At 71.0% G+C, this 26127-nt stretch carries 32 protein-coding genes and 1 pseudogene; 25 read left to right on the top strand and 8 right to left on the bottom strand.

Translation table 11 applies throughout. The features are described 5' to 3' along the window. Positions 1 to 671: 671 nt before the first annotated feature. From CD790_RS31295 to CD790_RS31270, 6 genes are all read right to left on the bottom strand, one after another. Complete coding sequence (locus CD790_RS31295; RefSeq protein WP_144386757.1) at positions 672 to 941, bottom strand: helix-turn-helix transcriptional regulator; 270 nt, start codon at positions 939 to 941, stop codon at positions 672 to 674. Positions 942 to 1339: 398 nt separating this feature from the next. Then, positions 1340 to 2125, bottom strand: coding sequence for a GntR family transcriptional regulator (locus tag CD790_RS31290; RefSeq protein WP_144386756.1), 786 nt, complete (start codon positions 2123 to 2125; stop codon positions 1340 to 1342). An 8-nt stretch (positions 2126 to 2133) separates the two neighbouring features. Beyond that, positions 2134 to 2610, bottom strand: a complete 477-nt coding sequence (locus CD790_RS31285) for a deaminase (protein ID WP_144386755.1) — start codon at positions 2608 to 2610, stop codon at positions 2134 to 2136. After that, entirely contained in the window at positions 2610 to 3290 is a 681-nt protein-coding gene (locus tag CD790_RS31280) for a RibD family protein (RefSeq protein WP_144386754.1), read from the bottom strand. Before CD790_RS31280 ends, CD790_RS31285 begins: the two co-directional genes overlap by 1 nt. A 21-nt stretch (positions 3291 to 3311) precedes the next feature. After that, positions 3312 to 4745 carry a helix-turn-helix transcriptional regulator gene (locus CD790_RS31275; RefSeq protein ID WP_260868034.1) on the bottom strand — a complete coding sequence of 478 codons (1434 nt, stop codon included), beginning with the start codon at positions 4743 to 4745 and terminating at the stop codon, positions 3312 to 3314. Between the two features lie 155 nt (positions 4746 to 4900). Then, a complete protein-coding gene (locus CD790_RS31270) occupies positions 4901 to 5233 on the bottom strand; it encodes a GntR family transcriptional regulator (protein ID WP_144386753.1) in 333 nt (110 codons plus the stop codon). Between the two features lie 458 nt (positions 5234 to 5691). Between CD790_RS31270 and CD790_RS31265 the strand changes: the two genes are divergently transcribed. The 23 genes and pseudogenes from CD790_RS31265 (at position 5692) to CD790_RS31155 (ending at position 23913) form a co-directional block, all read left to right on the top strand. Further along, positions 5692 to 6498: a hypothetical protein gene (locus tag CD790_RS31265; RefSeq protein WP_144386752.1), complete on the top strand. Its 807-nt coding sequence runs from the start codon at positions 5692 to 5694 to the stop codon at positions 6496 to 6498. 153 nt (positions 6499 to 6651) lie between these two features. Further along, entirely contained in the window at positions 6652 to 6873 is a 222-nt protein-coding gene (locus CD790_RS31260; RefSeq protein WP_144386751.1) for a hypothetical protein, read from the top strand. A 5-nt stretch (positions 6874 to 6878) separates the two neighbouring features. Beyond that, positions 6879 to 7148: a WhiB family transcriptional regulator gene (locus tag CD790_RS31255; protein ID WP_144386750.1), complete on the top strand. Its 270-nt coding sequence runs from the start codon at positions 6879 to 6881 to the stop codon at positions 7146 to 7148. Between the two features lie 295 nt (positions 7149 to 7443). Further along, positions 7444 to 7632 (top strand): annotated as a pseudogene (locus CD790_RS36410) (DUF5999 family protein); the annotation flags it as partial. 247 nt (positions 7633 to 7879) lie between these two features. Next, positions 7880 to 8251, top strand: a complete 372-nt coding sequence (locus tag CD790_RS31245; RefSeq protein ID WP_144386748.1) for a hypothetical protein — start codon at positions 7880 to 7882, stop codon at positions 8249 to 8251. Between the two features lie 137 nt (positions 8252 to 8388). Continuing rightward, the gene (locus CD790_RS31240; protein WP_144386747.1) at positions 8389 to 10959 is read left to right on the top strand and encodes a hypothetical protein; all 2571 of its coding nucleotides are present in this window, start codon (positions 8389 to 8391) and stop codon (positions 10957 to 10959) included. Between the two features lie 196 nt (positions 10960 to 11155). Continuing rightward, a complete protein-coding gene (locus tag CD790_RS31235) occupies positions 11156 to 11647 on the top strand; it encodes a hypothetical protein (RefSeq protein ID WP_144386746.1) in 492 nt (163 codons plus the stop codon). Next, a complete protein-coding gene (locus CD790_RS31230) occupies positions 11644 to 11880 on the top strand; it encodes a hypothetical protein (RefSeq protein ID WP_144386745.1) in 237 nt (78 codons plus the stop codon). The genes CD790_RS31235 and CD790_RS31230 overlap by 4 nt, the downstream gene beginning before the upstream one ends. A 374-nt stretch (positions 11881 to 12254) precedes the next feature. After that, positions 12255 to 14270 carry an ATP/GTP-binding protein gene (locus CD790_RS31225; RefSeq protein ID WP_260868033.1) on the top strand — a complete coding sequence of 672 codons (2016 nt, stop codon included), beginning with the start codon at positions 12255 to 12257 and terminating at the stop codon, positions 14268 to 14270. Positions 14271 to 14285: 15 nt separating this feature from the next. Next, positions 14286 to 14702 (top strand): conjugal transfer protein TraB, encoded by a 417-nt coding sequence (locus CD790_RS31220; RefSeq protein WP_144386744.1) that lies wholly within the window; start codon positions 14286 to 14288, stop codon positions 14700 to 14702. Positions 14703 to 14787: 85 nt separating this feature from the next. Continuing rightward, the gene (locus CD790_RS31215; RefSeq protein ID WP_144386743.1) at positions 14788 to 16905 is read left to right on the top strand and encodes a chromosome segregation protein ParM; all 2118 of its coding nucleotides are present in this window, start codon (positions 14788 to 14790) and stop codon (positions 16903 to 16905) included. 83 nt (positions 16906 to 16988) lie between these two features. Further along, entirely contained in the window at positions 16989 to 17162 is a 174-nt protein-coding gene (locus CD790_RS35015) for a hypothetical protein (protein WP_186319327.1), read from the top strand. A gap of 70 nt (positions 17163 to 17232) precedes the next feature. Continuing rightward, complete coding sequence (locus CD790_RS31205) at positions 17233 to 17781, top strand: hypothetical protein (protein WP_144386742.1); 549 nt, start codon at positions 17233 to 17235, stop codon at positions 17779 to 17781. A gap of 118 nt (positions 17782 to 17899) precedes the next feature. Beyond that, positions 17900 to 18703 (top strand): hypothetical protein, encoded by an 804-nt coding sequence (locus tag CD790_RS31200; RefSeq protein ID WP_144386741.1) that lies wholly within the window; start codon positions 17900 to 17902, stop codon positions 18701 to 18703. A gap of 293 nt (positions 18704 to 18996) precedes the next feature. Beyond that, entirely contained in the window at positions 18997 to 19410 is a 414-nt protein-coding gene (locus CD790_RS31195) for an RRQRL motif-containing zinc-binding protein (protein WP_144386740.1), read from the top strand. A 16-nt stretch (positions 19411 to 19426) separates the two neighbouring features. Then, the gene (locus CD790_RS31190) at positions 19427 to 19846 is read left to right on the top strand and encodes an NUDIX hydrolase (RefSeq protein ID WP_144386739.1); all 420 of its coding nucleotides are present in this window, start codon (positions 19427 to 19429) and stop codon (positions 19844 to 19846) included. Further along, entirely contained in the window at positions 19830 to 20138 is a 309-nt protein-coding gene (locus tag CD790_RS31185) for a hypothetical protein (RefSeq protein WP_144386738.1), read from the top strand. Before CD790_RS31190 ends, CD790_RS31185 begins: the two co-directional genes overlap by 17 nt. 119 nt (positions 20139 to 20257) lie before the next feature. Then, the gene (locus tag CD790_RS31180; RefSeq protein ID WP_144386737.1) at positions 20258 to 20866 is read left to right on the top strand and encodes a hypothetical protein; all 609 of its coding nucleotides are present in this window, start codon (positions 20258 to 20260) and stop codon (positions 20864 to 20866) included. Positions 20867 to 21025: 159 nt separating this feature from the next. Beyond that, positions 21026 to 21331: a hypothetical protein gene (locus tag CD790_RS31175; RefSeq protein ID WP_260868032.1), complete on the top strand. Its 306-nt coding sequence runs from the start codon at positions 21026 to 21028 to the stop codon at positions 21329 to 21331. Between the two features lie 91 nt (positions 21332 to 21422). Continuing rightward, entirely contained in the window at positions 21423 to 22100 is a 678-nt protein-coding gene (locus CD790_RS31170; RefSeq protein ID WP_144386735.1) for a GGDEF domain-containing protein, read from the top strand. After that, positions 22097 to 22621: a WhiB family transcriptional regulator gene (locus CD790_RS31165; protein WP_144386734.1), complete on the top strand. Its 525-nt coding sequence runs from the start codon at positions 22097 to 22099 to the stop codon at positions 22619 to 22621. The genes CD790_RS31170 and CD790_RS31165 overlap by 4 nt, the downstream gene beginning before the upstream one ends. Before the next feature lie 9 nt (positions 22622 to 22630). Continuing rightward, on the top strand, positions 22631 to 23446 hold the full coding sequence (locus CD790_RS31160) for a histone-like nucleoid-structuring protein Lsr2 (RefSeq protein WP_144386733.1): 816 nt from the start codon (positions 22631 to 22633) through the stop codon (positions 23444 to 23446). After that, positions 23446 to 23913 carry a hypothetical protein gene (locus CD790_RS31155; protein ID WP_260868031.1) on the top strand — a complete coding sequence of 156 codons (468 nt, stop codon included), beginning with the start codon at positions 23446 to 23448 and terminating at the stop codon, positions 23911 to 23913. Before CD790_RS31160 ends, CD790_RS31155 begins: the two co-directional genes overlap by 1 nt. 274 nt (positions 23914 to 24187) lie before the next feature. Here CD790_RS31155 and CD790_RS35010 read toward each other — a convergent pair whose 3' ends face one another. Next, the gene (locus CD790_RS35010; protein WP_186319326.1) at positions 24188 to 24346 is read right to left on the bottom strand and encodes a hypothetical protein; all 159 of its coding nucleotides are present in this window, start codon (positions 24344 to 24346) and stop codon (positions 24188 to 24190) included. A 142-nt stretch (positions 24347 to 24488) separates the two neighbouring features. Between CD790_RS35010 and CD790_RS31150 the strand changes: the two genes are divergently transcribed. Beyond that, positions 24489 to 24890, top strand: a complete 402-nt coding sequence (locus CD790_RS31150) for a hypothetical protein (RefSeq protein ID WP_144386732.1) — start codon at positions 24489 to 24491, stop codon at positions 24888 to 24890. On the opposite strand, the gene CD790_RS31145 is transcribed toward CD790_RS31150, so the two are convergent. Continuing rightward, entirely contained in the window at positions 24887 to 25264 is a 378-nt protein-coding gene (locus tag CD790_RS31145) for a hypothetical protein (RefSeq protein ID WP_144386731.1), read from the bottom strand. The two genes, CD790_RS31150 and CD790_RS31145, sit on opposite strands and share 4 nt — an antisense overlap. A gap of 412 nt (positions 25265 to 25676) precedes the next feature. Here CD790_RS31145 and CD790_RS31140 point away from each other — a divergent pair, with 412 nt between their 5' ends. After that, a complete protein-coding gene (locus CD790_RS31140) occupies positions 25677 to 26120 on the top strand; it encodes a hypothetical protein (RefSeq protein WP_144386730.1) in 444 nt (147 codons plus the stop codon). The last annotated feature ends 7 nt before the right edge of the window (positions 26121 to 26127 follow it).

Genomic DNA, 26127 nt, shown 5'->3' with positions numbered 1-26127 from the left:
GTCCCCCTCTTATAGGTACGCCGGGCCGTGGGGCGTGTGACACTTCGCCCCCATGAATCTTCGTGATTTATGCCGTGAACAGGGCAAACGTGACGCACGAATCCCGTCGCACGGGAAGTCCGAGAGGCCCGAAGCGGGGTGAAACGGGCATGCGCGAGCTGACAAAGAGAGGCGAGGTGATGCACTATTGCGGGGACACCAACCTTCATATGGATCGCCCCGACCGCGACCAGGCCCCTGCCAAGGGGCCCGACCACGGCCGAGCGCTTCGTATGGATGGACACCAACGCGGAGCCCCGAGCCCGACGGCCTGCCAAAGCCGCCGGAACCCGGGATGAAGCAAGTGGCTCGACAGAGGCCCCCTGCCAAAGGGACACCTGCCGTGCCGGGTGGCCCGCTGCCAAGCGGACCGGGTGGACCCGCTTGCCAAAGCGGGGTGCTGCATTGCGATGAAGAACCAGCTCGATGAGCTGAAGCCCAGAGCCGGGTGCGAATCCGGAGACTGGGCGGCCGACCTGGGTTGCGAAATCCCGTCGGCGCGACGGGCCGCGCGGGGCCACGTGGATTGCGAGTCCACATCTTGGCGCGCGCGGCCGATGACCTAGGTCATCCCGACCCCCTTGATGCAGAAGGCGGAGTCGGCGAACCCGGAAACAACTGGGATCGTGAGGTCATCCCTCATCGGGCGCCCCCTCGGTGGCGGCGTCCGGGTACTTCGCGGCCAGCTTCCGAAGGAGATGCGCGTACGCGCGGCGATTCCCACGGTGAGGCTGGGCACGCCCAGCCTCCCACTGCGCGACCGCGAGACGTTTGACGCCGATAGCCTCGGCGACTTCGGTCTGGGTGAGGCCGGCGGCGAGCCGGAGCTGCTGCCGGACCTCCGGCGCGGGGAGGGTGTCCTCCTCCACTAGGGCGTCAATTCGCCTCAGCGGATCGGACATCGGAACCTCCACCGTAGGGAAACATTCCCCAAAACATACATGGTCCGGACGATCTTTGGTAATGAGAACGGGAGTGTTGCCGTACGAGCTACCGACCGACTCCACCCGACTCCCCTTCCTCTCCTGATGACCGTCTCGCTCCTGACGTGAGGACATGCAGGTGGAACCGCTGGGTGCCCCTGAATCGGAACAGAGTTCGAGCGGTTGCTGCTCCCGCCCGGGGGGAGGAAGCAAGGTCGTGAACCGTCCCGCCACAGGGGAAGCAGGGACCCGAGCACGCTGCCGCAGGGCCCTCGCCATCGCTGTCCTACCGGCGCCGGACATGCCCGGCATCAGTACGGCACGACGCTTCCCCAGGACATCTCCAGCCAGGACGCATTCAAGGCGCGTGCCGGTGATCACTCAGAATCCCCTTCCGGCAGGAGCGAGAAGGTGTGCTCAATCACGAGATCTCGGGCGGGTACGACGGTGACGGTCACCTCAACGCAGCGGCCTTCTGCTGTTCGGCCGATGGCGAGGATCTCGGTGACAGCGCGGTCCGGACTGATCTCCAACGCACTTGCCTCTGCTGCGGTAGGCAGACGGCTCGGGACGATGCGCTCGCTTGCCACGGTCGCCTTGTAGCCGAGCCTGGCCCCTGCCCCCATCACCCCGCCGTTGACGACCGGCTCGTGCTCCTCCTCCGACACTGTGTTCCCAGCGAAATCCAACGGGGACCAGGACCCGCTGACGAGCACCGGAATGCCACTGGCGAGAAGCCGACGCTGCCGGAACAAACAGCGCACCTTGCCAAGCGCATAAGCGTCAGCAACATCTGCTGGTGCCTGGACGCGCTCCGCAGTGATCTCACGCTGAGGCTCCAAACCCAGTACCGCCACTGCACTATCGAACGCGCTATCGGAATCGGAGCCCTCCTGGAAAGCCCGCGAACCCAACGCGGTCAAGTGCACTGCGGAAGGCAACCAGGTAACGACCGTTCCACGCCCTTGTCGGGGACGGACCACACCCTCCGCTGCCAGCATCCCTAGAGCGCGGTTGACCAGGCTGCGGGACACACCATGCCGCTGAGCCAGCTCAGGCTCGGGCGGCAGGACGGACGCCGGTGGATAGCGACCCTCCTCAATCTCCTGACGGATCGCGGCGGCGATTGTCCGGAAGCCCGGCTTTGGCAGCGGGTTCGCCATTGGTGCCGTCATCCCTCTTCCGCGATTCCGGGAAGGTGCGCATTGACGGCCCGGGCGGCCCCCGCAAGCTCGGGGAGCTCTACCACGGTCACACCAGCCTCCGCCAGCTGCTCGACACCGACGCAGTCGTCGACGAAAAGCGCCGGCTCACGCCACGCCATGACCACACGTGGGATGCCGGCCTCGAGGATCCGCTGCGCACACGGCGTGCGGGAGGCGCTGCGTTGGGAGCAAGGCTCCAGCGTGCTGTAGATCGTCGCCCCAGCGAGGCGTGGGTCGTTCTGGGGGAGTTGGGCGAGAGCGACCTCCTCCGCGTGCTCGCGGGGACCGGTCGCCCGGGAGTAGCCGGACGCCAGCTCGGTGCCGTCCTCGCCGACGATGACCGCGCCGACCGAGTAGGCGCCCGTAGCTGGAGGGCACAGCGCGGCGAGGTCGATCGCACGCTGTATCCAGCGCAGGTCCTGGTCTCGGTCGGGCGTGTACATCAGCTGCGCTCCTTCGGGGCGTAGCGGACGAAGACCACGTCGTCGATCGCCCGGACTTCCAGCACCTTCATCCGGGCCGTCGATCCGCCGGGGTAGTCGGCTGCACCGAGGAAGCGGGCCGCCTCCGGCTGGCCCACCAGCAGGGGGGCGATGGCCAGGTGTACTTCGTCGGCGAGGTCGGAGGCCATGAGCTGGGTGTGGATCGTGCCGCCGCCCTCCACCATGAGCCGGCCGACGCCGCGGCGCCCGAGTTCGTCGAGGACCATGCCCCAGTCGAGGTCCGGCCCGACACTGACGATGTCGGCGAGGTCCCCGAGCGTGGCGCGCACCTTTTCCACCGCGTCGTCGACGGTGATGACCAGCTTCTCGCCGCCGTGGTGCCAGAAGTTGAGGTCGGCGGAGAGGTCTCCGGTCCGGGTGACCGTGACCTTGAGCGGGTAGGCCGGCTTGCCGTCGGCGACGCGCTGAGCGCGGCGCTCGTCGCTGTTGACCAGGAGGCGCGGGTTGTCCTTTCGCATGGTCGTCGCGCCGATCAGGATGGCGTCGGACTCCGCGCGGACCTGGTCGACGCGGTCGAAGTCGGCGGGGTTGGACAGGAGCAGCCGCTCGGGGCTGGTGTCGTCCAGGTAGCCGTCGACCGACGTGGCAGCGGAGAGGATGACGTATGGACGCGTGGTCATAGGTGGTGTGGTCCGTTCTGCTCAGGATTCGTGGGCGAGTAGGCCGTTGAAGTGCGCACGGAACTCCGTGACCTCGGGCTGGCGCTGCCAGGGGACCAGCGCCTTGTCGAGACGGGCGAGCTCCCGGACGATTCGGCCCGAGCCCGTGTCGTTGGCTACCGTCAGGGCTTGGAGGCCCACCGCAGCGGCTTCATCGGGGGCGCCGGCACCAGCGTGGGCCACAGCGGCCCGAGCCATGTAGACGCCTCGGTCGCGGTGGTACCCGTCGGGCAGGGCCTTGATGGCGGTGGTGAAGAGCTCTGCGGCCTCCGCGTGCTTGCCCAGCACCTCCAGGCCCTGCGCCCGGTGTACCTCCACGTACTGCTCGTTCAGCCACACGCCCCAGGGGGTCGTGTCGCCGGAGACGCGATCGAGAGCGTTACGCACGTCGTCGATGGCGCGCTCGCTGTCGGTCGACTCGCCTCGCAGCGCGTGCCCGTACGACTCGTAGGTCCGGGCAACTGCGGCCAGTCGGCTGCGGGGACGGGCCATGCGCTGCGCGGCTTCGGCGAGGTCGACGACGTCGACCAGGTCGTGCATCTCGCCAGCGAGCTGTGCCTTGCGGGCCAACACGTACGACGTCAGGTCGCCGTCCCCGACGGTGTGGCTCCACTGGAACGCTCGATCGAGCCAGAACTGCGCGCTGTCGAAATCACCCAAGTCCTGGTAGAGCCATGAGGCGAACTCCGCGTACTGCGTCTGGAGCTCCATGAGGGCGTGGCGGTCCGTGCCCTTCGCGTCCTGACGCAGCTGCTTGATGTCCTCGATGTGCTGGCGGGCGGTCGCAATGGCTCGGCTGGGTCCGAGGAGGTTGTCGTTGTCGATCAGCAGACGGCGCACATGCTGAAAATGCTCCACCGGCGTACCGCTGTAGGCGGCAGCCGACCGTGCAGGTCGCGTGAGGCCCGGCAGCGTGTGGGAGCCGGCGACTGCCGGCGTCCCCACGCTCAGCGCAGCCGCTGTACCGAGCCCCACCCCGCCACGCAGCATTGCGCGTCGATCCAGCGCCACGAAAACCACCGATCCATCCCGTAGACGTGCGGGGACAAAGATCCCCTCATCGTCCGACGTTGCCTGCCTGGATACGGCGGTGGCTAGGTCCACCGATGATTCGGACACATGGAGCCCCGAAACGGACACATGGCTCTGCGGGGAAACATCCGCACCGATTCGCTGCCACAGCTCGACCAGCAGCCCTTGGCCGTTCAACACGCGGTCCAAGTGCTCGACCTCGGACCGGTGCTTCGGCGGCCGCTTAGCGTTCTCCCATTTCCACAGCTTGGAGTACGAGAAGAAGGTCACCTCCGCGAGGCCGCGCAGCGTGTAGCCACGCCTCTCGCGAAGGTCTCGGACCGTGTAGCCGAAGCGATCCAGGGGCGACGCCTCCGGGGTCAACATGTTCGGCTTCTGCCCCACGCTGGTTCCCCTCCATGTCTCCGTTCGTTGTGTCCCGTAGCTAGGACACATGCCAGACCTAGAACGCACTCCGTGATCGGGCCTACAACTTTCGTAGCGAAGCCGAGGCCGATCAAGGAGCGATGGACATGCGAAGCGAGACGAGGGGAACGACGTCAGTCATCGCGCCCCTTCTCGATCTTGTCCAGACGCGCGGCGAGCTCAGCAACCTGGGCTTCGAGCGCCTTGATGGAGCGGGTAGTTGGGTCCTGGTCGGCGTTGCTCGAGGTGTCGCTGACGAAGGAGCCGCGCCCCTGATGGGAGTAGATCAACCTTGCGGTGCGCAGCTCGGTGAGGGCTCGCTGGACGGTGCCCGGCGCGACGCCGTACTCATCGGCCAGCTCTCGCGTACTCGGCAGCTTCGTGCCGGCTGCGAGCTGTCCGAGCCGGATCTTCTCGCTGTAGTCCTGGACGATCCGCTGGTACGGCTGCACGGCCTCATTGCGCATGAACAACATCGTAGGACGACCCCCTCGACTTAGCTAGCTTCCATAGCTTCCTCAACGAACCGCTTGACATAACCGCAACTGTATCAACTAAGCTAGGTATGCCGACAAGGTGAGTGATCGGCGAAGCCGCCTGCCACTGGCAGGGATCACGCGCCACGGCCGGGTCTTCGGACCCGGCTCCCCCACCCCGAACCGCTCCTGCGGGCGGCGCCGGATGAGGGAGCCGGAACCACGGTCCCTACCAGCACCACCGCAAAACAGCAGGAGTCACTGCTCTTCGGAGTGGCGGCAGTGGGGTGAGCCGAGCTCCCCCGGCCTAGGCACCTGTACTGAATAGCTCCACCTGATCCACCTCGAATGGCGCTGCTGCGCTGTCTGTCCGCCAGGCCCTGCCGAAAGGCCGGCCTGGCGCGGCAGAGAAGGCAGCACCCGCACCCGATCCACGTCAGGAGGATTCGATGCCCCGCAAGCGTCCCGGCCGCGTCCGGACCAAGAACACGAACCGCCGTGAGGCGCTCAAGCTCAGCAGCATGGCCCCGGAGGACTTCAACGTCCGACCCGGCGAAGTGAAGTCGATCGCCTGCCCCGACTGCCGCACCTGGCGCAGGATCATGGGCGACACGGTCCTCAAGATCCGCGAGCACTGCATCTCCGACAAGGTCGCGGAGGGCGGAAAGCACGAACGCTGCCCCGGCACCGACCAGGTCGTCATCATCGACATCGACGTACAGCGCTGGCATGCCCGGCAGAACCGCCTGCTGCGCGACGCGATGCCGCAGGAGAACCGGCGCGCCGCCCAGCAGTTCTACAAGCCGATCCCGGGCCCGGCCGCTCCGGTCTCCCGGATCAAGGCGGAGATCACGCTGGAGACGGCCCGCCAGTCCTACCTCGCCCACCGCCGGGGCTGCACGCTCTGCGTCAAGGGCCAGCACTGCACGGACGGCGGCCTCCTGGCCCGCCGGTACGTCCTCGCGCTCAACCAGGAGCCCGCCCGCCGCGAGGCCCTCAAGGAGCAGGAGCGCCAGGAGCGCCGCACCATGCGGAAGCAGACGGCGACAGCTGTCCGCAGGGCGCAGTGGGCCAAGCACGGCGGCGAAGAGGTCGAGACGGCGAACAACCGCTGCGCGGAGCGCATCGCGGGATCGCTCTCGGAGTTCCGCGGCCCCGAGCTCCCGCTGGCACCGCAGGACCCGGAGGGACACGACCGGCGCCAGGCCGAGCTGGGCAAGGAGTACGCCGCCCGGACCTCGGCGTCGGCGGTCTGACCCTCCCGCACATCGCGACGAACGACCACGGCCTCGGTCGCCCCGCACTCGGGGGCGGCCGGGGCCGTGGCTGCTCGTACGAACAGCCTGAACGACGACAGCCCCGGGGATTGCGCCCCCGGGGCCTGTCCAGGACCTGAATCGGAGGACCTGATGCAGCTCAGCATGACACGTGCGCTGCCCCGACCGAACGCCGGGATCATCGACGACATCGAGCGTGAGGACAACAAGAAGGGCTTCGAGCCCGACGACCTCACCGCGCTCCACCAGCTCGTCCGCCACCTCACCGCCGACGGCGACCGTCGCGCGGCCCGCGCCGGCCGCAGGGCCCGCCGCACGCTCGCCGAGATGACCCTCGTCGGACAGGTGCGGTGACCGGGATGGACTGGCGACACAACGCGGTCTGCCGCGAGGAAGACCCCGAGCTCTTCTTCCCCATCGGCAACACCGGCCCGGCACTCCTGCAGATCGAGGAGGCCAAGGCCGTCTGCCGCCGCTGCCCGGTCATGGAGCAGTGCCTTCAGTGGGCGCTGGAGTCCGGCCAGGACGACGGTGTCTGGGGCGGCCTGTCCGAGGACGAGCGGCGGGCGATGAAGCGCCGCGCCGCCCGCAACCGGGCCCGGAACGCGAGGGCCGGGTCGGCGGCATGAGCGACACCGACCAGAAGCGCCTGGAAGACGACGTCCGCAGGACCAACGAGAACCACGACTTCGGCCGACGGTCCCGCGGCTGAGCCTCAGCACCACCGACCGCAGTGCGGGACGGAGACCCAACTTCCGTCCCGCACCGCGCTGCTCCACCAGGCCGGTCGCCCGCCAGACGGGCAGCCGGCCTTTCGCACGCCTCCCGCCCGGGAGATTCTCGGGCCCGCATCCCGCAGGAGAGCCCATGCGTACCAGCACCGACAGCGCGACGACCGCCGCCACCACCCGGCTGCCGGAGTCGCTGTGCACGCACACCCCGAAGTGCCCGACCGCCGACAGCCCGGACCGGGAGGCCGCGCACGTCGTGGTCGCTCACCCGGAGCAGGGCTGGAGCCTTCTCTGCAACGCCGTCCTGCTCTTCGAGGACACCGGCGAGCTGCTCCCCGACGGCCGGATCGTCGACCCGCACCGGCCCACGGGCGCCACGCGGCCCCTCCGGCTCGCCGCTACCCACGCGCTCATCGGAGGCACGGCCCGCAGCGGGAAGACCGACGCCGCCGCGCTGCTCCGGGCGGCGTCACTGGCCAGTTCCTCCAGCACCTCGCGGTCGGCCTGATGGCTGCCTGATCCGCCCGCACCGACCGCCGACTCCGGCGGCCGGGTCGGGCGGTGACTGGGAGCCGGGCAGTCCGGACCCGCCGGCCTTCGGGCCGGTGTACGCGATGTGAGGAGAGCACGTGACCCAGCCCCAGACGCAGGCCACCCGCCCCAAGGTCACCTACACCAAGGGCGACATCGTCCTGTTCCGCGACGTCGAACGGTTCTGGCTCGGGCTCCCCGGCCACACCTTCGTCGGCCGGGTGGAGCGGTCCTGGACGCACGCCGACACCCGCAAGGTCCTCTACGACCTGACCGAGCTGAGCGGCAACCGGGCCCGCGCCGGGATCGACCCCGACTACATGCGGCCGCTCCCGGCGACGGACGCGATGCACGACATCGACACCGCGCCGCTCAGCGAGCCGGACACCGGGGCGATGACCCCGGCCGCCGTCGCCTGGCTGCGCCAGCACCTCCTACCGGACGCTGCCGCGCTGCCCACCCGGCGCTGACCACCCCAGCACAACGGCCCTCCGGGTCCCCGGCATTCAAGCTGCCGGGGCCCCGGAGGGCCTGGTCACGAGCCTACCCACCGCCGCAGATCCACGGTGCCCCTTCTCGGAGGCGCCCGGAAGAGAGAGGACATTCCGTGGCCACCAAGCCCGCCACCCGCCGCCGGCGCCCCGCGGCGAACCCGAAGCCCCGCAACGGGCGCGCCAAGGCACCGGCGACGCCGGCCCCCGTTCCCGCCCAGGCCGCCGCTCCCGAGGAGACGGTGCCGCTGGTCTTCCCGGAGGCGGACCCGGTCCTAGCCGATGCCGCCGACCGCGCCGCCGACCTCCGGGACCAGGCCGCCGACGACGTCGCGCGGATCCTCGCCGAGGGCCAGGTGCTCGCTACCGAGCTGCTGGACGGCGCGCGTACCGAGGCCGCCTCGATCACCGAGGCCGCCACCGCGGAGCAGTCCCGCCTCCTGGCCGTCGCCGCGACGGACGCCGACCGGGTCCGCACGGAGGCCGCGGCCGCCGCGGCCGCCGACGCGGAGCAGGTCCGCGCCGCTGCCGAAGCGACGGCGGAGCAGCTGCTCGCCGACGCTCGCGCGGAGGCCGACACCGTCACGGCGACGGCGGCTGGCGAGGCCGACCAGGTCCTCGCTGACGCCAAGGCGGCTGCCGAGCAGCTGCTCGCCGACGCGCGCGACCAGGCGCAGGAGGTCGCCACCACGGCGGCCGCCCAGGCGGAGCAGGTCCGCACCGAGGCCGCTCAGGCCGCAGCGAAGGCCCTCGCCGACGCGGAGGCGAAGCGAACCGAGCTGCTGGCCGGCGCGGAGCGCACCGCAACGGAGACCCGCACCCGCGCCACCACCGACGCCGAACAGCTCCTTCAGCGGGCGCGAGGCGAGGCCGACCGGCTGCGCGAGAGCGCGGACGCCCAGGCAGTGCAGGTGCGCACCGAAGCGGAGAAGGTTGCCGCCGAGTTGCGTGAGGATGCCGCTCGCGAGCGGGAGGCGTCCCGCGCGGATGCGGCGCGTACGCGCGCGCTCGCCCAGGAGGACATCGGTCGGCTGCGGGCGACGGCGACCGAGGACGCCGAGCGGCTGACCCGCACCGCCCGCGAGGAAGCCGACCGCATCCTGGTCGCGGCTCGCACCAAACGGGACGCGCAGCTCAAGGAAGCCGAGCAGGCCCTGACACAGGCCCGGCTGCGGGAAGCGGACGCGGAGGTCACGCTGAAGGCCGCCGACGACATGGTGGCCGAAGCCGCCGCCCGGATGAAGCGCGCCACCGACCGCACCGAGCGGGCACTGGAACGCAAGCGCCTCAAGCTCCAGGCCAAAGGGGAGCGCAGGGACGCGAAGGAGGCCCGCAGGGCCAAGGCCCGTGAGCTGCGGGCCTCCTCCCGCGCCGGGAAGCCGGCCGTGACCGACCGCGTGAAGCAGTTCGTGAAGGTCAACGCGGAGCGGTTGATGGTGATCGGTCCGATCACCGCCCCGATGGCCGTGGCGTGGACGGGCCAGGCGGGGTTCGCCGAGGACATCCTCGGCTGGGTCGTCCCGTTCACGATCCTGTTCGCCGCCGCCTGGGAGCTGTCGACGGCGTTCGTGGGCTGGATGTACCACCAGGCCCGCCAGAGCGGCGACGCTGGAACCCTCTACCGGGTCTCCACCTGGATCTTCGCTCTCGGGGCGGCGGTCATGAACTTCTGGCACGCCTCCGGGCAGCCGGTGGCCGGGAGCCGGGTCTGGGACGCGAAGAAGGAGATCTGGACGGAGCAGATCACCTACTGGCACTTCACCCCGAAGGCGGTGGCGTTCGCCGCCATGAGCATCGTGGGCATGGTGCTGTGGGAGCTGTATGCCTCGCTGATCCACCGCCGCAAGCTCCGTGAGGACGGCAAGGTCGCCAAGGCCCGCCCGTCGATCGGGGCGGTCCGCTGGTTCCGGTACCCGGTCCACTCCTTCACCGCCTGGTCGCTGGCGATCACCGACCCGCGTTTGACCACGCTGGACCGGGCCTGGACCGCAGCGGGCGCGGAGCTCGCGGACCGCAAGGCGGTCCGGACCGGTCTGGCCCTGCACCGGGTCGTCGTCCCCCGGGTCGGGGCCGACGACCACGGACCGGCAGTCATCCCCACCGTGCTCACCCTGACCCGCACGGACCGGAACGGACCGCTGGAAAGCCCCGCTGCGGTCCGCCCGGTCCAGCACGGCGGGTACGCGGTCCTGTCCGGTCCGGCCGACCGGAACGCGGTCCACGGTTCGGTCCGGACCGCAGGGGCCACGGACCGGACCGGCGGACCGGCGCTCGCCCTGGAGGCCGGTCCGGCCGGTCCGCACCGGGCTGACCTGCGGACCGGCTCCGGTCCGGACCGTGGGTCCCGGACCGTGCCCGCCGCCCAGAGCCCGGCGCCCAGCCGGGTGGTGACGGTCCGGACCGCCGACGTCGCCCCCGGGCTGCAGGAGCCGGACCGCACCGGACCGGCCGACCAGGAAGCCCCGGAAGGCGTCTCCGGTCCGGACCGTGGCGGGGACGGCGGTCCGGACCGCATGGTCATCACGCTCACGGACCTGGAGCGGACCGCGCTGGACCGGCTCCGGACCGCGAACGAGTCGCTGAACCGGACCAACATCGCCAAGGCGGTCCGGGCCGAGGGCGGCTCCATCGCCACGGACCGCGCTGGACAGATCGCCGTGGCCTTGAAGCAGCACACGGTCCGCTGACCGGACCGCCCGCACGACGCCCTGCCGCTCATGGTCGCCACCGGACCGCGCCTCGCTCACATAGCGCGGACCGGTGACGGCCACGGCCGGCAGGCGAGTTCAACCGCATCCGCACCCCCGAGCGGGTACGGCGGGTCAGGCCCGCACGAGCACCACCAGCCCCCACGTACGCAGATCCGACCCCACGGAGGACCCCGTGAGCACCGAAGACAAGCCCTTCTTCGACGACCCGAACGCGGCGCTGCGCGAGATCGCGCAGAACCCCGCCGCCTACGCGCACTACCTTGCGGACTTCAACAGGGTCGTGCTGGACATGCAGGCCAAGCTGGAGATCCTCCAGCGTGAGACCCGCGTGCACTGCCGCGGGACCCGCGTGGAGGGCGACAAGATGGGCCAGGCTTTCCTGCGTTCCTTCCCGGTGGAAAAGTCCCTGAACGATATTCTCAAGAATCTCAAGAGCATTAGTTCGGGACTGGAAAAGAGCGCCCACAAGCGCCACGCCCACGACGAAAAGGTGAAGGAGGTCAGGAAAAACCGAAAGGAAAAGGCGCAGATCAAGGCGCGTAAGAACAACCCGCCGCTCCAGGCCGCCCCGGAAAGCCCGGGGCGGCCGGGTGTGCAGAGCCCGAATATGGGCTATGGTGGTCCCACGTCGATTTACAACCTGGACCGCAGGGAGTCGGCGTGAGTGCAGGTCGACCGCTCACGAAAGCAGAGCGGAAAGCATTCAACCGTGCGGAGCACGAGCGCAAAATCAAGCAGGATCTGATCGCTCAGCACGGAAATGACCTCGGCACCTTCTACTATTGGCTTCGGCTCGTGAATATCCGAGGCACGCAGGCTTACCGCGACGGGAACACGGACTTCATCCGCGAGGTCGCGCTCGCCCTGCACAACGTCTACGGCCGTCACAACGGCTAGCTCCCCGCGCCCCGCACGAAGGGCCGCCTCCGACTCCCGGGGGCGGCCCTTCGGCGATCCCAACGCGTGCCGCGCGTGACGCGTGCCGCGCGTGCCGCGCACGCGCGTACGCGAGGCCGGTGCCGACTGTCAAGCCCAGGAGGAGGGGTCGCGTGTCCGACGACACTGACAGCAACGTGATCAGCCTCCCCACCCGGGGCAGTGATTCCGGCGGAATGCCGGACGCTCCCGACGGCGGGGACCTCTTTTATTCTGAACCGCCCGACAGTGACTTTGGCGGCGTTGTTCCGCCGGAGTCCCCGGCGGAGACGACAATGGAACTCCCGCCCATTCGTGGGCCTATTTCCCCGGAAACCGCTTTGCGGGAAACGGGAATGCCCGACGCGCCTGATCCTGACGACGGAGAATACGAGGAAGGCGAATACGTCCAGCCTCGTTCTCTCGCCGACAGGCTCGGTGACTGGCTGGAATACCGGCTGGAGGTAGCGCGTGAGCGGCATGCCGGGGAAGCGCCGTTCCGGGAGGCGGAGATAGCGCGTAAAGCCGCGCTCATCGAGGCCCGCACCGCCCAGGAAACCGCGATGATGGAGCAGAACGCCAAGCTCCACGCCGCGCAGATGAAGGCGAAGGCCGACAAGGCGGCGGCGCGCGGCAAGGCCGACGCGGCGCGGTCCTCGAGCTCCGGCATGGGTGCCGACAAGGGAGGCCGTTCGAAGGCCGGCGGCGGGGGCGGCTCTCGCGGAGGCGGCGGCAGCTCCGGCGGTTCAGGCCGGGGCGGCACCGGCGGCGGCCGGGGCTCGGGAGCGAACGGGTCCGGCGGTACCGGTCGCGGCTCCGGGAGCGGCAACTCTCCCAAGGGCACCGGGAAGGGCTCTGATCGCTCCGCTGGCGGCCGTGGGGGCCCTTCCAAGGGCAATGAGTCGTCCGGGGGCTCCAGGGGCCGTCAGAACGGCTCTGGAGGTTCCGGCAAGTCCGGTTCCGGCAAGGGAAGTTCGAGCGGCTCCGGCGGCAAGAACGGCTCGGGCGGCTCCGGGGGCGGCAAGGGCGGTTCGAAGGGTGACGGCGGCAGGACACAGAACTCGCCGGCCCCCAGCTCCCGGGCCGAACGGGCCCGCGGCCGCCAGGAGCGCGCCGCTGCCCGCCAGGCCGCCCGGCAGCAGCGGCGCAGCGCCGACCAGGCCGCCAACCTGGCCGACCGCAGCAAGGACCGCGACCAGGACCGCGCCAACCAGCAGGCGGCGCGGGAGGAACGCCGCCGGGCGAAAGCCGAGCGGAAGGCCGCGAGGAAGGCGAAGCGGGAGGCCGCTAAGGCCGCCGACGACCGCACCACCCTCGGTGCGGCCGTGGCGGAGGAAGCGCAGCGCCGCTGGGACAAGCGTCGCGCAGCCGAGAAGGACAAGGCCGCGAAGGACGACGGCAAGGCCAAGGACTCCGAGGCCACCACCAAGAAGATGCCCAAGGACGGCCCTGAAACGGGCGCTGACGGCACGAAGGACGCCTCCGCGACCAAGGAGCCGGACGACGGCAAGAAGACCGGCGAGAAGCCCTCTGACGGCTCCGGTGACACGGACCCGAAGGACGGCACCGACACGGCAGACGGCTCCAAGCCCGACGACGTCAAGGACCCGCCGGACACGGACGACAGCACCGACAGCCGCTCCTTCAAGGAGAAGCTGAAGGACTTCTTCGCCAAGGCCGGTGAGGACACCGACCCGCTCGAGCCGGAGGAACCCTCCAGGCTCCGGCCCGAGGACCTCAACGTCACGGTGGACCGTCCCGATGGCCCGCCCCGCTCCCCCAAGCCCGAAGCGGCTGAGGAGGACATCCCGGACGCGGTCATCGTCGACGACCCCGCCGACCCCTTCGGGGCCACCACCTCGAGTGCGGCGAGTCTCCCGCGGGCCCCCGAGCCCCACACCCAGCGTCCCGGCACCACCCGACCCACCGCACAGGAGGACCCCGTGGCATCGGAGGTCAGCAGGCCCACGTCGGGCCAGGCCGGCATGGCGGCCAAGCACCGCACGGACATTACTTTCGGCGAGTACCTGATGGAGATCGTGAACATCGCGATCGCCGCCGCACTCGACAAGGACCGCGCCCAGGAACTGGCCGTCGCGCTCGGCAAGGTCGCCGACGCCCTGCGGGACATGGCCGCCGACCTGGTCGGCGACCACAACATCGCCACCGAGGTCGTCGACCAGATCACGGACCTGGCCGACGCCGCGGACCGCATGAAGCAGCTCGCCGAACGGTGCGCCACCGAGTGCGAGATCGCCTCGGAGGCCGCTCGGATCGCCGCCATGTCGGTCGGCCGCGTCTACGGCGAGGACATCGCGGCCATGGACGACGCGGGCCTGGCCCACGCCTCCGCCGCCGCCCACCACGACTAGGAAGGAGGTCTGCTGATGAGCGACCTCGCACCCACCACCGGCGGCGGCGCTGCCGCTACGACCGACGGCGACAACCGGTACAAGGCCGTCCAGCAGAAGCTCAAGACGCTGGGCACTGCGATGGACCTGGCCAGCAACGAGCTGGAGACGCTGCTGCGCGGCATGCGGCAGAACGCCCAGCGCGCGGGGGGCCTGGCCGTCGACATCGCCAACGCCGAACTGGACCGCAAGTTCATCGAGATGACCAACCAGGTGTCCGTCGCCCTGGGCGGCGCCGCCGTGGAGGTCCAGAAGCTGCACGAGACGGCACAGGAGGTGTCCGGCCTGGCCACGGACGCGCGGCGTACGCACGCGCGGCTGTACGAGGGCCTGGACACCGTCCGCTCGGGCCGCAGGGAGCGCACCCCCAAGCCGGGTTTCTTCGCCCACTGATCTCCCGACCCCGCTGAAACCCCTGATGGGCGGCCCGCCACCGACGGCGGGCCGCCCATCGCCATCTCCCGAAGGAGACCTTCCCGTGTCTGTGCCGCGCAGCGTCGCCCTGGAGCGCACTCTCTACACACTGGCCGCCCCGGTCCTCGCCGCGGCCCCGAACCTTTACCCCGACAGCCCCGTCAACACCGTCGTGCAGCTGGCGGGCGCCGCCGGCGTCGGCGGCTGGTTCCTCGCCTACAAGAGCGACGAGCCCGGCGCGGGCCGCAAGATCCTGCGCTGGTCGCCGCTCGTGGCCGCGGCCGCCATCGACGTCGCCGCCCGGCACACGATCGGCTTCGGCCCCTACTGCCTGGACGCCCTCCTGGCGACCGGGTGGGCGGCGGCCGGCCTGCTTGTGATGCCGTTCTCCCGGCACACCCGCCGCGGGCACCGGCCCGCGCTCGCCGCCCCGGCCCCCGCCCCCCAGCTCCAGCCCGCTGAGCCCGAGCCGTCCCCGGCGCAGCCGGACGACGGCGCCGACTCCTTCACCCGGCAGGTCCGCTGGCTGTGGGAGAACCGCGGCATGCCCGGCCGCACCATCGTGGTCAAGGCGACCCCGCACGACGGCATGCCCAACGACCTGTCGCTGCTGCTGCGCGCCTCCGAGGCCGGCCGGGCCATCTCCGGCCTCAAGGAGGACGACATCGCCGCCGCGTTCGGCGTCGACGTCACCGACGTGACCATCAAGGAGATCGTCCGGCAGGCCGGGCGCGAGGGCGGCCCCGCCTGGCGGGAAGTCCACGTCACCCCCGACGCGAACGACCGGCGCCGCAAGACCCCCACCGCCCACGAGTGGTGGGCCGACCGGATCGCGAGCGGCCCGGTGCCCGGCTCGGAGTTCGTCAAGGAGGTGCGCGACCACGCCCGCCGGGTCACCCACTACATCGCCCAGGTCCCCGACGAGGCGGGCGAGCCGCGCGTCAACCAGCACGCCCTGGCGGCCGCGCTGAAGACCAAGTACGACGAAGGCCGGCTGTTCGTCACCATCGACGGCAACCAGATCCTGGTCTCCCTGTGGGACTCCAGCCCGCTGGCGCAGATCTTCCCCGCCACCCGCGAGCTGCTCACTCCGGACAAGGACGGCCGGTGGGTGACCGGCTTCCTCGGCAACGGCCAGCCCGCCCGCAACCGCGTCTACACCGACCGGGGCGCAGCGCACGGCCTGTTCGTCGCCCCGTCCGGCGGCGGCAAGACCCAGCTGATGGGCCTGCACGTCGCGGCCGACGCCCTGTTCGGCGCCGTGGTGTGGCTGGCGGCGGAGGCCTCGGACGAGAAGGCCGCCAAGCTGGGCGAGTACGCCGACCGCTACGGCGTCGGCGCGCTCTACATGATCCGCCTCCTGCGGGCCTTGGACGCGCTGATGGAGATCCGCGGCGAGATGCCGTGGGAGGACGGACGCGTCTACGACTGGGACCCGAAACTGCCGGGCTGCCCCTACCGGATGCTGTCCGCCTACCTCGATGAGTTCCTCTCCGCCGCCCGCCACGGCGACTACGGAGCGGAGATCATGGACCTTGCCGAGAAGGTGTCGGTCAAGGGCCGCAAGTACGGCATCGGCATCAAGGTGGCCGGCCAGTCCATCTACGTGCAGGACGGCTTCACGCAGCTGCTGTGCGAGAACCTGCGCGAGAACTGCATCCCGGTCGTCCTGAAGGTCGCCCCCGGCAAGGTGGGCGCGATGTTCAAGGCCCTCGGGATCCCGTCCGAGAACACCCCCGACCCCCTCCCCCGCTCGTTCTCGCCGGAGGAGGCGGGCCGGATCGAGCGGGTGATGCGCGGCGAGCCCGAGCCGCCCGCCAACTCCAACACCGGCGGCGCCGGCTGGATCGTCGAAGCCAAACAGCCCGAGGTCCTGCGCACCCTGCTCATGGACTTCAAGAAGAGCCTCGACGACTACTTCCCCGACGTCATCGCCACCCTGACCGACTACGAGATCCGCGAGCTCGAGGCGCGGGACCTGTGGTTCGACTGGACCGAGCCGCCCCGGCCCGGCGAGTTCGGCGACAAGCCGGACGACGGCGAGGACGGCGAGGACGACGGTGCGCCCAAGAAGGGCGGCGGCGGCCCGCGCCGTGGCGGCGGGAAGTCCGCCGCGCGCCGCGACGCGGTCACCTCCCCCCGCCAGGCACTGGAGGCCATCAAGAACCTCTCCGGCGTCTGACCCACCCCCCGTACCCGATCCCACCCGCAGGGCCCGGCCGCACCGGCCGGGCCCTGCCCACACCTGCAAAGGACACACCGCCCGTGGCCGTCTCGATCTCCGCCGTCGTCCTGCTCGGCATCGTCGTCTTCGTCCTCATCCGAGGCGGCTCCGTACGCCTCGGACCCGCCCTCGCCTGCGCCGGATTCGGCTTCTTCCTCGCCTCCACCGGCGCCGCACCGCTCATCACCAACGCGATCAGCACCGTCAGCGGCTGACCCCGCCCCGGCCGCCGGCGTCGAAGGCCGCCACCCCGCCCCCGCGCCTTCGATGCCACCAGGAGCCCCGATGCCCCAGACCCGCCCCGCCATAGACCAGACCACCCCGGCCGCCCCGGCCGCGCCCGCGCCGCCGGCGGAACTGACCTTCGAGGAACGCCTCGACTTCCTCAACACGGCGATGACCCTCCGGCTGGACGAAGCCAAGGTCGCCTACGAGGTCAACACCGCGCACATCCCCACCGAGCCCGTCGACCTGGCCGACGTCGTCACCGGCCCCGTCGACACCGGGCCCGCCCCGCTGCCGGACCTGTACCCCACCCCGGTCGCGGCCCTTCTGCAGCGCGCCCACCACCGGCTGCTCACCGGCGGCTGGTGCAAGGACGTCCTGGTCGACGAGGACGGCGCCCGCTGCATGCTCGGAGCCATCCGGATCGAGGCGCGCGGCGACAGCGGCCTGGAATCCGACGCGGCCACCGTGCTCCTGGACGCGATCCGCCGCACCTTCGGCGACGACGTCGACTCCGTGCCGTCCTTCAACGACGCGCACGGCACGGCCCGCGTCCCGATCCGCATGGTCGACCAGGCCGCGCACCTCGCCGACGCCCGCGGCCTCTGACCCGCTCCGGACCACCTGCTTCGCGCCCGAACCCTCGCGGTCGGGTGCGGGCCAGGCCGTCCGGCCTGCCCACCACCAGCACCACCACACCGAACCCGAGCCAGGGAGTCACCCCGCCATGCAGTCCGACGACAAGCCCATCAACGGCCAGCCCATCAACGGCCAGCGCACCCCGAGCTTCCGCGACCTGCTCCAGCAGACGCCCCCGCCGCCCGACGCGAAGGACATCCCCGGCGTGAAGCACTTCGCCGGACTGCGCGCGGCGTGGAACACGTCCTGGGAGCCGGGCGGCTTCCTGCACGAAAGCTGGGAGGACCTGCGCCGCGCCCCCGAACTCGGCTGGCACGGCATGGCGAACTGGGTGAAGACGGCGCTCGGACTTGTCGGGATCTGCGCGGTCCTCATCCTGCTGGACGGCGCGACCGACGTCCTGGCCGACACGCTGCACCGCCTGCTGACCGCCGTGCCCCGCGTCCAGGTCGGCGCCGACACTTCCCACGGAGTCTTCGCCGTGGTCGACCAGCCGATCCGCACCTACATCGCGGCCCACTCCGCCGCGCTGCCGATCAGCGCCTCCACCGTCTACACCGTCTGGCAACTGGTCGGCATCTTCGGCCTGGTCGGCGGGTTCTTCCGCAGCAGCGGCGCCCGCCTCACCTGGACCGCGTGGGGCGCAGCCAGCATCGCCATGGTCTGGGACGCCGCTCCCGACCAGGGCCGCACCATCGCCACCGGGCTCGCCGTCCTCGCCTGGACCGTCACCTCCACGTTCGCGCTGCGCGGGCTGACCCTGCGCCCGGCGATCTTCACCCACATCCACAACGCCGCGCCCGCGTTCGAGCCGCACATCCACCTCCCGGCCCCGGCCGCCCCGGACGCCGACGACACCCCGGACAACGTGCACCCGCTCCAGAAGCGCTGACCTGCCGCCCTGCCCGGCTCTCGCCCGCCCCGCGCGGGCGAGGACCGGACAGTCCGACCGGCCGCCCGCCACACCCCACGCCCCGCAGCGGACTTCCGCCGGCGGGCCGCAGCACTGCCCGCCCTCAACCCTGTTGGAGGACACACACCGTGCTCATCCCCCGCCCCCGCCGCCGCATCGGCCGGCCCCGCCCGCAGCGCCCCGGACCGCAGCGTCCCGCCCAGCTCCCCGGCGCCTGGAACCGGTGATGCCCCGCCCCCCGGAAGAAGAGGCGCCGCCACGAGGTCAAGAAGGTGTTGCGCAGCACCGCGACCTTGCCGGAGTACGACCGGCGCACCTGCCCCGAGGGCCTGGTCACGCGCAGGCAGTTACGGGAGAAGGGCCTCAGCCCCGGCGGGCACGCACCGGTCGCGGTCCTGCGCTGCAAGGGGTGCTCGTACCGGCCCGACCAGTCGTGCAACCACCCCACCCGAGACTGGCTCCACGACGTGAGCCTCGCCCGGCCGAAGCGGACGCCGACGCTCGCGCAGGAGTGGGCGCTGGACCGGGCGATGGCCGCGCGGCAGACCTGCCCCCAGTGCGGCCAGCGCTACTACTTCTGCCTCCCGCTGCGCACCCAGGGCTGCTGCGACCCGTGCGACAAGGGCTTCGAGCCCACACCCGGCACCTACATCGACCTCCCGGCCAAGCGCCTGCTGGCCGCCTGACCAGAAGGATCAGCCCATGACCACCGACACAACCCCCGACGAGACGATCCGCTACACGGCCGACGTCGTCCTGCTCGCCGCCGGCCACGTCCTGCTGATCGAGCGAGGATGGGAGCCGTTCGCGGGCTCCTGGGCCTTGCCGGGAGGTCACGTCGGCGCCGGGGAGAGCAGCCTCGCCGCCGCGGCGCGCGAGCTGGATGAGGAGACCGGCATCACCGTCCCGGCCGCCGACCTCCTGCAGGTGGCCGCCTACGACGCCCCCGGCCGTGACCCGCGCGGCAGGTACGTCACCGTCGCCTACACGGCCACCTTGCCCTCGCTGGTCCAGCCGACGGCCGGGGACGATGCGACGGCCGCCCGCTGGTGGCCGCTGGACGCGCTCCCGGATCTGGCGTTCGACCACGCCGAAATCCTCGCGGATGCCGCGGCTCGCTGACGTGGTCGCCCGTAGCCTGCGCGCGCCCCTGCTGCTCGCCGTCGCCGTCCCGCTCACCGCGGTGACGGCCGCCGCTGTACTCAAGTCTGGCCGTTGGAAGCTCTACGCCGACCGGCACCGCATCGAGATCACCGCCCGCCCCCGACCGGGCTGCCCGCGTTGCCACGGCGAGGGCGGCTGGTGGACCGGCGGCGCCTTCCCCGAGATGGAGGCGCGCGGCTGCTGGGCCCACCGCCGAGAGCTGCGCGTCCGGCTTCTCCCCGTCCCGGCCTGGGACGAGCCGCCGTTCTGACACCACCGCCCCCGGCCGGAGTCCGGCCGGGGGCGAAGGCACCACGGGGCGTCCGCAGCATCGACAAGAGGCCGGCCGCCCCACCCCACCCCGAATCCGAGATGAGGAGCACACCCAGCATGACCGATCGCATCCGCGCCATCGAGGGCCTCGCCCTGGTCGCCGCCCTGACCTCCGTCTTCGACGGCGTCCATTCCCTGGGTGACCAGTTCATCCAGCGGGAGCACGACGCAGTGACCAAGGGCATGCACGGCTCCCACCGGGTCTACCTCAACGACGGCTCACCCGTCGAAGAGAACCCGTGGCGCGCCGGCAAGGAGGGCCGCACCTGCACCGCCAGCGCCTACGGCCGCCGCTCGGTGAGCCGACACGTCGCCAGCTACTCGGCCGTGCAGCTCGCTTCGACCCTCGCCGTCACCCGCGCCGTCGGGTACCGAGTCCCGGCCAGCGCCCTGCTGACCGGCGCGGCGATCAACGCGATCACCCACGGAATCTTGGATCGGCGTGACCCGCTGATCTGGCTCGCGGAGAAGGCGGGCAAGGGCGGCTACGTCAAGCACGCCACCGTCGTTCGTAAGGCCGGTGAGGCGTGGCCCGAGCCCGTCCAGGACGTCTCCGGGCCCGGCACGGCGCTCATGGAGCTGGACCAGGCGGCCCACCGCGCCATCGGCGTGGTCGCTGCGCTGGTCACCACCTGGATCACCCTGCGCAAGGGGCGTCGCCGGTGACCGCCGCCGCCCGCTTCCCACTGGAGCGGCGGAGCGCTTCCGCCTCCGCCGCGAGCACCGCGACCTGACGCGCTTCCCCGCCGCCTGGGCCCCGGATCCCCACAGGGCAGGGCGTCGCCGTGGCCCCTCGCGTACCAGTCAAGGAAGGAGATGGGCGTCATGCCGCACCGCGAGTTCTACGAGGTAGACGTCCCGATACACGACACCGCCACCCCGACCCGCAGGGGGCTGCACGTCTTCACCGGCGAGGCGGACTCCCCCGCCGCGGCCCTGCGCCGCGCGCACGAGGTGTACGACGCCGCGCTCGCCGCGCACCAGGCCGGACTTGAGATCCCCGGCAAGCAGCCGGACAGCTGGGGAGCGCGCGGGCTTCGGCCCGGCTGGGCGCTGGAGTGGCCCGCCGCCAAGGCCGGCCTGTGGCGCAACCCGCTCAGCTGGACCCGCCGCCGCGACGTCGCGCTGTAGCTCCGCCCCGGGACAGGCGTCCAGGCCTAGGAAACCGACCGCCTGCCCCGGGCCCACCCAACCCGTACGAGACGAGAGGGCGACCCTCAGTATGGACTCCGTCTTGCGCATTCAGGGCCGGATCGGCCCGCGCACGCTCCTTCTGACCACTGCCGCGGTGCCGTTAACCGGCTGGACTGTGCACGCCATCGCCCTGTACAAGCGGCTCGCCGCGACGAGGCGCGACCCGCTGACCGGCCTCCTGCGCCGCGACGCCTACACCGCCCGAGCCCGGCAGGTCCTGCGCCGCCACGGCGACGAAGCGGCCGTGATTTTGGTCGACCAGGACCACTTCAAGGCGATCAACGACTCCCTGGGCCACGCGGCTGGGGACGCCGTGCTGCGGGCGACCGCCGAGCGGCTCATCGCTTGGGCCGGGCGCTGCGCGTCCGTCGGCCGGCTCGGGGGCGACGAGTTCGCGATCGTCCTTGAGCTGCCCCGCCGTTGCCGGGAGGTCCGCCTCGCGCAGCTGGTCCGGATCCTGTGTACGCCGGTCATCCTGGAGGATGGCCAGGCTGTGGAGGTCGCCGCCTCGGTAGGCGCCGCGACGCCGGATGTGATGGGCACCCGCGACCTAACGCTCCTGCAGCGCGCTGCCGACGCCGCCTTGTACGACGGCAAGCACTCCGGCCGCGCCACCCTCGCCGAAGCCCGGCATGTGACGGTGTCGTCCGTCAACGGTCGGCGCGCGGGCCGCCCGGGCACGGCCGTGTGGGGGCGAGCCGCATGAGCATCGACACCGTTCCCGAGGCCGACCCTCGCATCCCCTTTCCCCACGCCGACACTGCGCTGGCATGCCGTGCCCATCCGGGACGGTTCGTCTACGAGCACGGCGACACCAGCGCGGACACCACCGGCCGCATCGACCAGGCCAGGGCAGCCTGCCGCAGCTGCCCGATCGTAAACGGCTGCCTGAAATGGGCGCTCGCCAACCCCGAGCTCACCGTCACCGGGATCTGGGCGGCCACCACGCCGCGCCAGCGGACCACCCTCCGCCGCCGCCTGCAGGATCGCCTCGGCCCCGACTGGGTCGGCGTCGTCGCCCAGCAGGAGCGCGCTCGCGCTCAGCGCCGCCAGGAGCAGCGGCTCAACCCGCTGTCCGTCGCCGACCGGGCGATGGCCGACCTCGCGCCTGCCCCGCACCCGATGTGGGGCAGCCACTACGAGCCGTGGCGTGAACCGCTCACCCCCGAGCGGCAGCAGCGCAATCGGGACGTGCTGCTGCTCGGCCTCACCGGCCGCACCGCGTAGGGAGTGGCCGTGTTCATTGACTGGAAGAAGGCTCTGGCTGCCGAGGGTCTTGCCCTCACCTCCAACAGTGTCGACCAGCTCGCGGCCGCGGCACGCACCGTCGCCCGCCGCGCCCGCGACAAGCAGGACTTGGCCGACCTCCTGGGCTACCTGGGACTGCCCCGCTCCGAGGACGACCTCGTACGGATGCTCCCGCTCTTGACCGCACCCACCGCACACCCCGTCATGGGAGACGACACGATGACCAATCCCATCTCGACGACGAACGCGTACACCGCTGTCGCGGCCTCGATGCTCAACAAGGGCGACGCCCCGGCGACCGTCCGGCAGTGTCTTGGCCTGTCTGACGAGGAACTGAACGAGGCCCTCACCCTGATCGGCCAGGGCGCCGGGTCGGCTGCGGCCGACATTGATGACGTGGCTGCGGCCACCGAGGCGCTGCTCGTGTGGGGTGAGAAGCATGCCTCCGCCCGCATTCAGGGCAAGGCGTCCAAGGCCCGCGCCTTGTTGGCCGAGCTCGTGTCCCTGCGCACGAACGAGAGGGCCGTCGCTGCGAAGGAGAAGGAGATCACCCTGCTCCGGGACAGGCTCGCCCAGGCGGAGAAGGAACTGCGACAGGTCCGAGCCGGCCGCATCACGTCCACGGTGAGCCCCGTCCCAGCGGCGCAGGGTGCCCTGCCCACCCGTAGCAAGGAGGACCGCGCCGCGATCCGGGCCTGGGCGCGCGCCAACGGCCACGAGGTCGCCGACACCGGGCTCATCCCGAAGAAGATCCAGGACGCCTACGACGCCGCCCACCCCGACCAGATGGAGGTAGCGAGCTGATGGACACCATCCCCATGACCATCGACGGCTTCCTCGACACCGTCCCTGAGCCCGGCGACACCGACGGGACCGTTCGCTTCCTTCTGGTCTCCTCCCCCACCGACGACCCCGTCGACGAGGCGATCCTGCCCTGCACCACCGGCGATCCACGCATCGTCCACGCCCTGCTCACCGAGCTGCGCTCCGGCGACCTGCTCCACGTCTCCGGCATCCTGACCCTTCCCGGCAGCGCCGACGGCGGTGTCCGGCTGAGCGTCGACGCCCTGGAGGTCCTAGCCACCGCCCCGGTCAGGGGTGGCACGGTCCTCGACCGCTTCGGCCCCTACCTCGTGGTCTTGGACGCCGACCACGACCAGGTGCCCATCTTCACCGAGACTGGCAGGTGGGTCGGCGAGGCCGGCGACCCTGACAAGATCCGCGACCTGATCGACGCTTTCGAGCGCGACGCGACCACCGACGACGGCTGAGCGACTCGCCATGCCGGCCGGCCCGGGGCGGGTACCCTGCCGCGCCCGCCCCGGGTTTCCGAAGAACCCGCTCACGAGAAGACGAAACCGAGAGCGCCGCGCCCGCCTCTCCGGCCGGGCGCGGCGCTCCCGTCCGCGATAAGGAGAAGCCCTTCATGGCCCGCAGCACCGTGCACGTGGAACCCCGGCACGCCGACAACCCCGCTGTGGCCACGCGGTGAAGGCGTCCGGCTGGCCCCGCGACCCCGAGCCCGGGTGCACCGGCCGGACCCAGTCAGCCGTCGTCTGCTCCAAGCACGGCGACGTCGGCAAGCCCCATCACGTCCGCGTCCTCGCCGAGCCCGCGGCCACCGCGCACCGCCACGAACACCGCGCCGCCCTCATCGCCCGCTGACTCAATCCCCTCGCTGCGGCTCGCAACCTGCACTGCCACCGCGCCTAATCCCTTCGTCAGGAGCCTAGAGACCCCGTGTACGAGGTGTTCATCGACTCCTTCGGCGCCTGATGGCAAGACCCGCCGCCCCGCGCTAACGCCCGCCGTCCTTGCCATCAACCTCACCAACGCCCTGCTGAACATGCCGGACGACCCGACCGTCGCCGACGTCGTCGCCCGCCAGGCCGGACGCGAGGCGGGTGTACGCGACTACGTGGCAGCCGGCGGCCGCAATCCGCTCGCGCCCCGGGGCCGGCGGCGCGTGGACATCCGGCACCTCACGCTCGATCAGTACCGCTACCTCCGCGATGTCGGCCTAGGCGGTCAACAGCCGGATTCTCAGGTCGACTGGACCTTTCGGGGTTGGGCCTCGCACCGCAACCGCGCGGGCTCCGATCTGGTCCTGGGCTCGGGGCACGCTGGCAGGAGTGGGCGCACGGCGCTACTGCTTGAGCTCGGCATTGGAGTCAAGCCTCTGATCCAGGAGGCAGAGTTCACATGTGAAGCCTGCGCGATATGTCTGGGCTTCGGTCAGGAATCTTAGGTATTCCAGCGTCCACGAACGACATCGTGCGCCCAACGGGTCGTCACGATGCGCCGCTGAGAGAACAGACTGCCGAATGAGTCTGCGCGTCGCAGGACGTCGGACGCCCGTGTTGGGGACCTTCCAGCGAGGGCGCCGCGCACGTCCGCCTCGATGGAGCGCAAGGTGAGGGCGAAAGGGCTATAGAAGATCTCGCCGGGCGGCAAAAGGGGCGCGATCTGCGCCATGGACTGGTGCACCTGCTGCCGGAGGGCGGATGACTTATCGTCGAACTCGGCCAAGCCCGGAGCCTCATCGCGACTCACGTCCAGACACACGTACTGGAGATAGGTAAGCCAGTCCTGCACGGCCGCCTGCACAGCTGCTACGGACATCAGAGCCTCAGTACGGCGGACTTCCTCGGCAGCCCTAGCCTCGATGGACTCCTTGCGTCGTTGCTGAACGAAAGCCACGGTTCCTGCAATCAAAGCGGCTGCGACTCCGCCGACTACTCCGATCCAGGCTGCCCCCATCGGCACCTCCTGCTGGCCAGTTTGTCACTGATTAGTGCCGTATCGGGCAACGTTCGCCCCGTCGTGAAGTGATGCGTCGCACTGGCTGCCCCGCGTCCTCGCGTCCCCGCCTCCGAGGAGGACGGCGAACTTCGGCCATGTTCAGCGAGGGAGGAGCGAACTTGCCTTCCAGACCATCAGGTGCGGGGGCGCGCCGGTACGTTTGCCTGACGCAAAACGGTTCACCGGGTGCGATGCGGCGGGGCGTTAGCCCCGCCGAAGGGATGGGGGTCCGATGCTTTCGTGGACCGAGGGCGCACTGTACGGCGCCGGCGGCGGACTAGTCGTCGAGGCCGTTGTCACTTTCGGGCGACTGCATGCGTGGCAGCAGGCGCGGCATACGGCGAAGATGGCCGCCGAGGCGTTGCCGCACCTCGGCACGTACATCGATCCGCCCGCGGATTCGCTCGCCGCGCTCTTCCGTATCGTGCTGGGCGGCGCGGCTGGCTGGCTACTCCATGGGGAGCTGGCAGGGGTGTTCGCGGCCGTCGCGGTGGGGGCTTCGGCACCTGCCGTGCTCGCCCAGATGGGGAGCTCCACCACCGTCGCCGATGCGCTCCTGGCAGGGGCTGCGCCCGGCACCGCTCCCGCCGCCCCCACCACACCGGCCCCTCCCACTGTTCCGACGCAGACCGAGCCACCGGGACTCGACACGGCTCGAGGGGAGACCGCCCCGTGAGCCGCGG

Origin of the sequence: Streptomyces sp. SAJ15, from assembly GCF_007595705.1 — a bacterium.
Taxonomy (GTDB): domain Bacteria; phylum Actinomycetota; class Actinomycetes; order Streptomycetales; family Streptomycetaceae; genus Streptomyces.
This window is presented reverse-complemented; position numbering and strand designations above follow the sequence as displayed.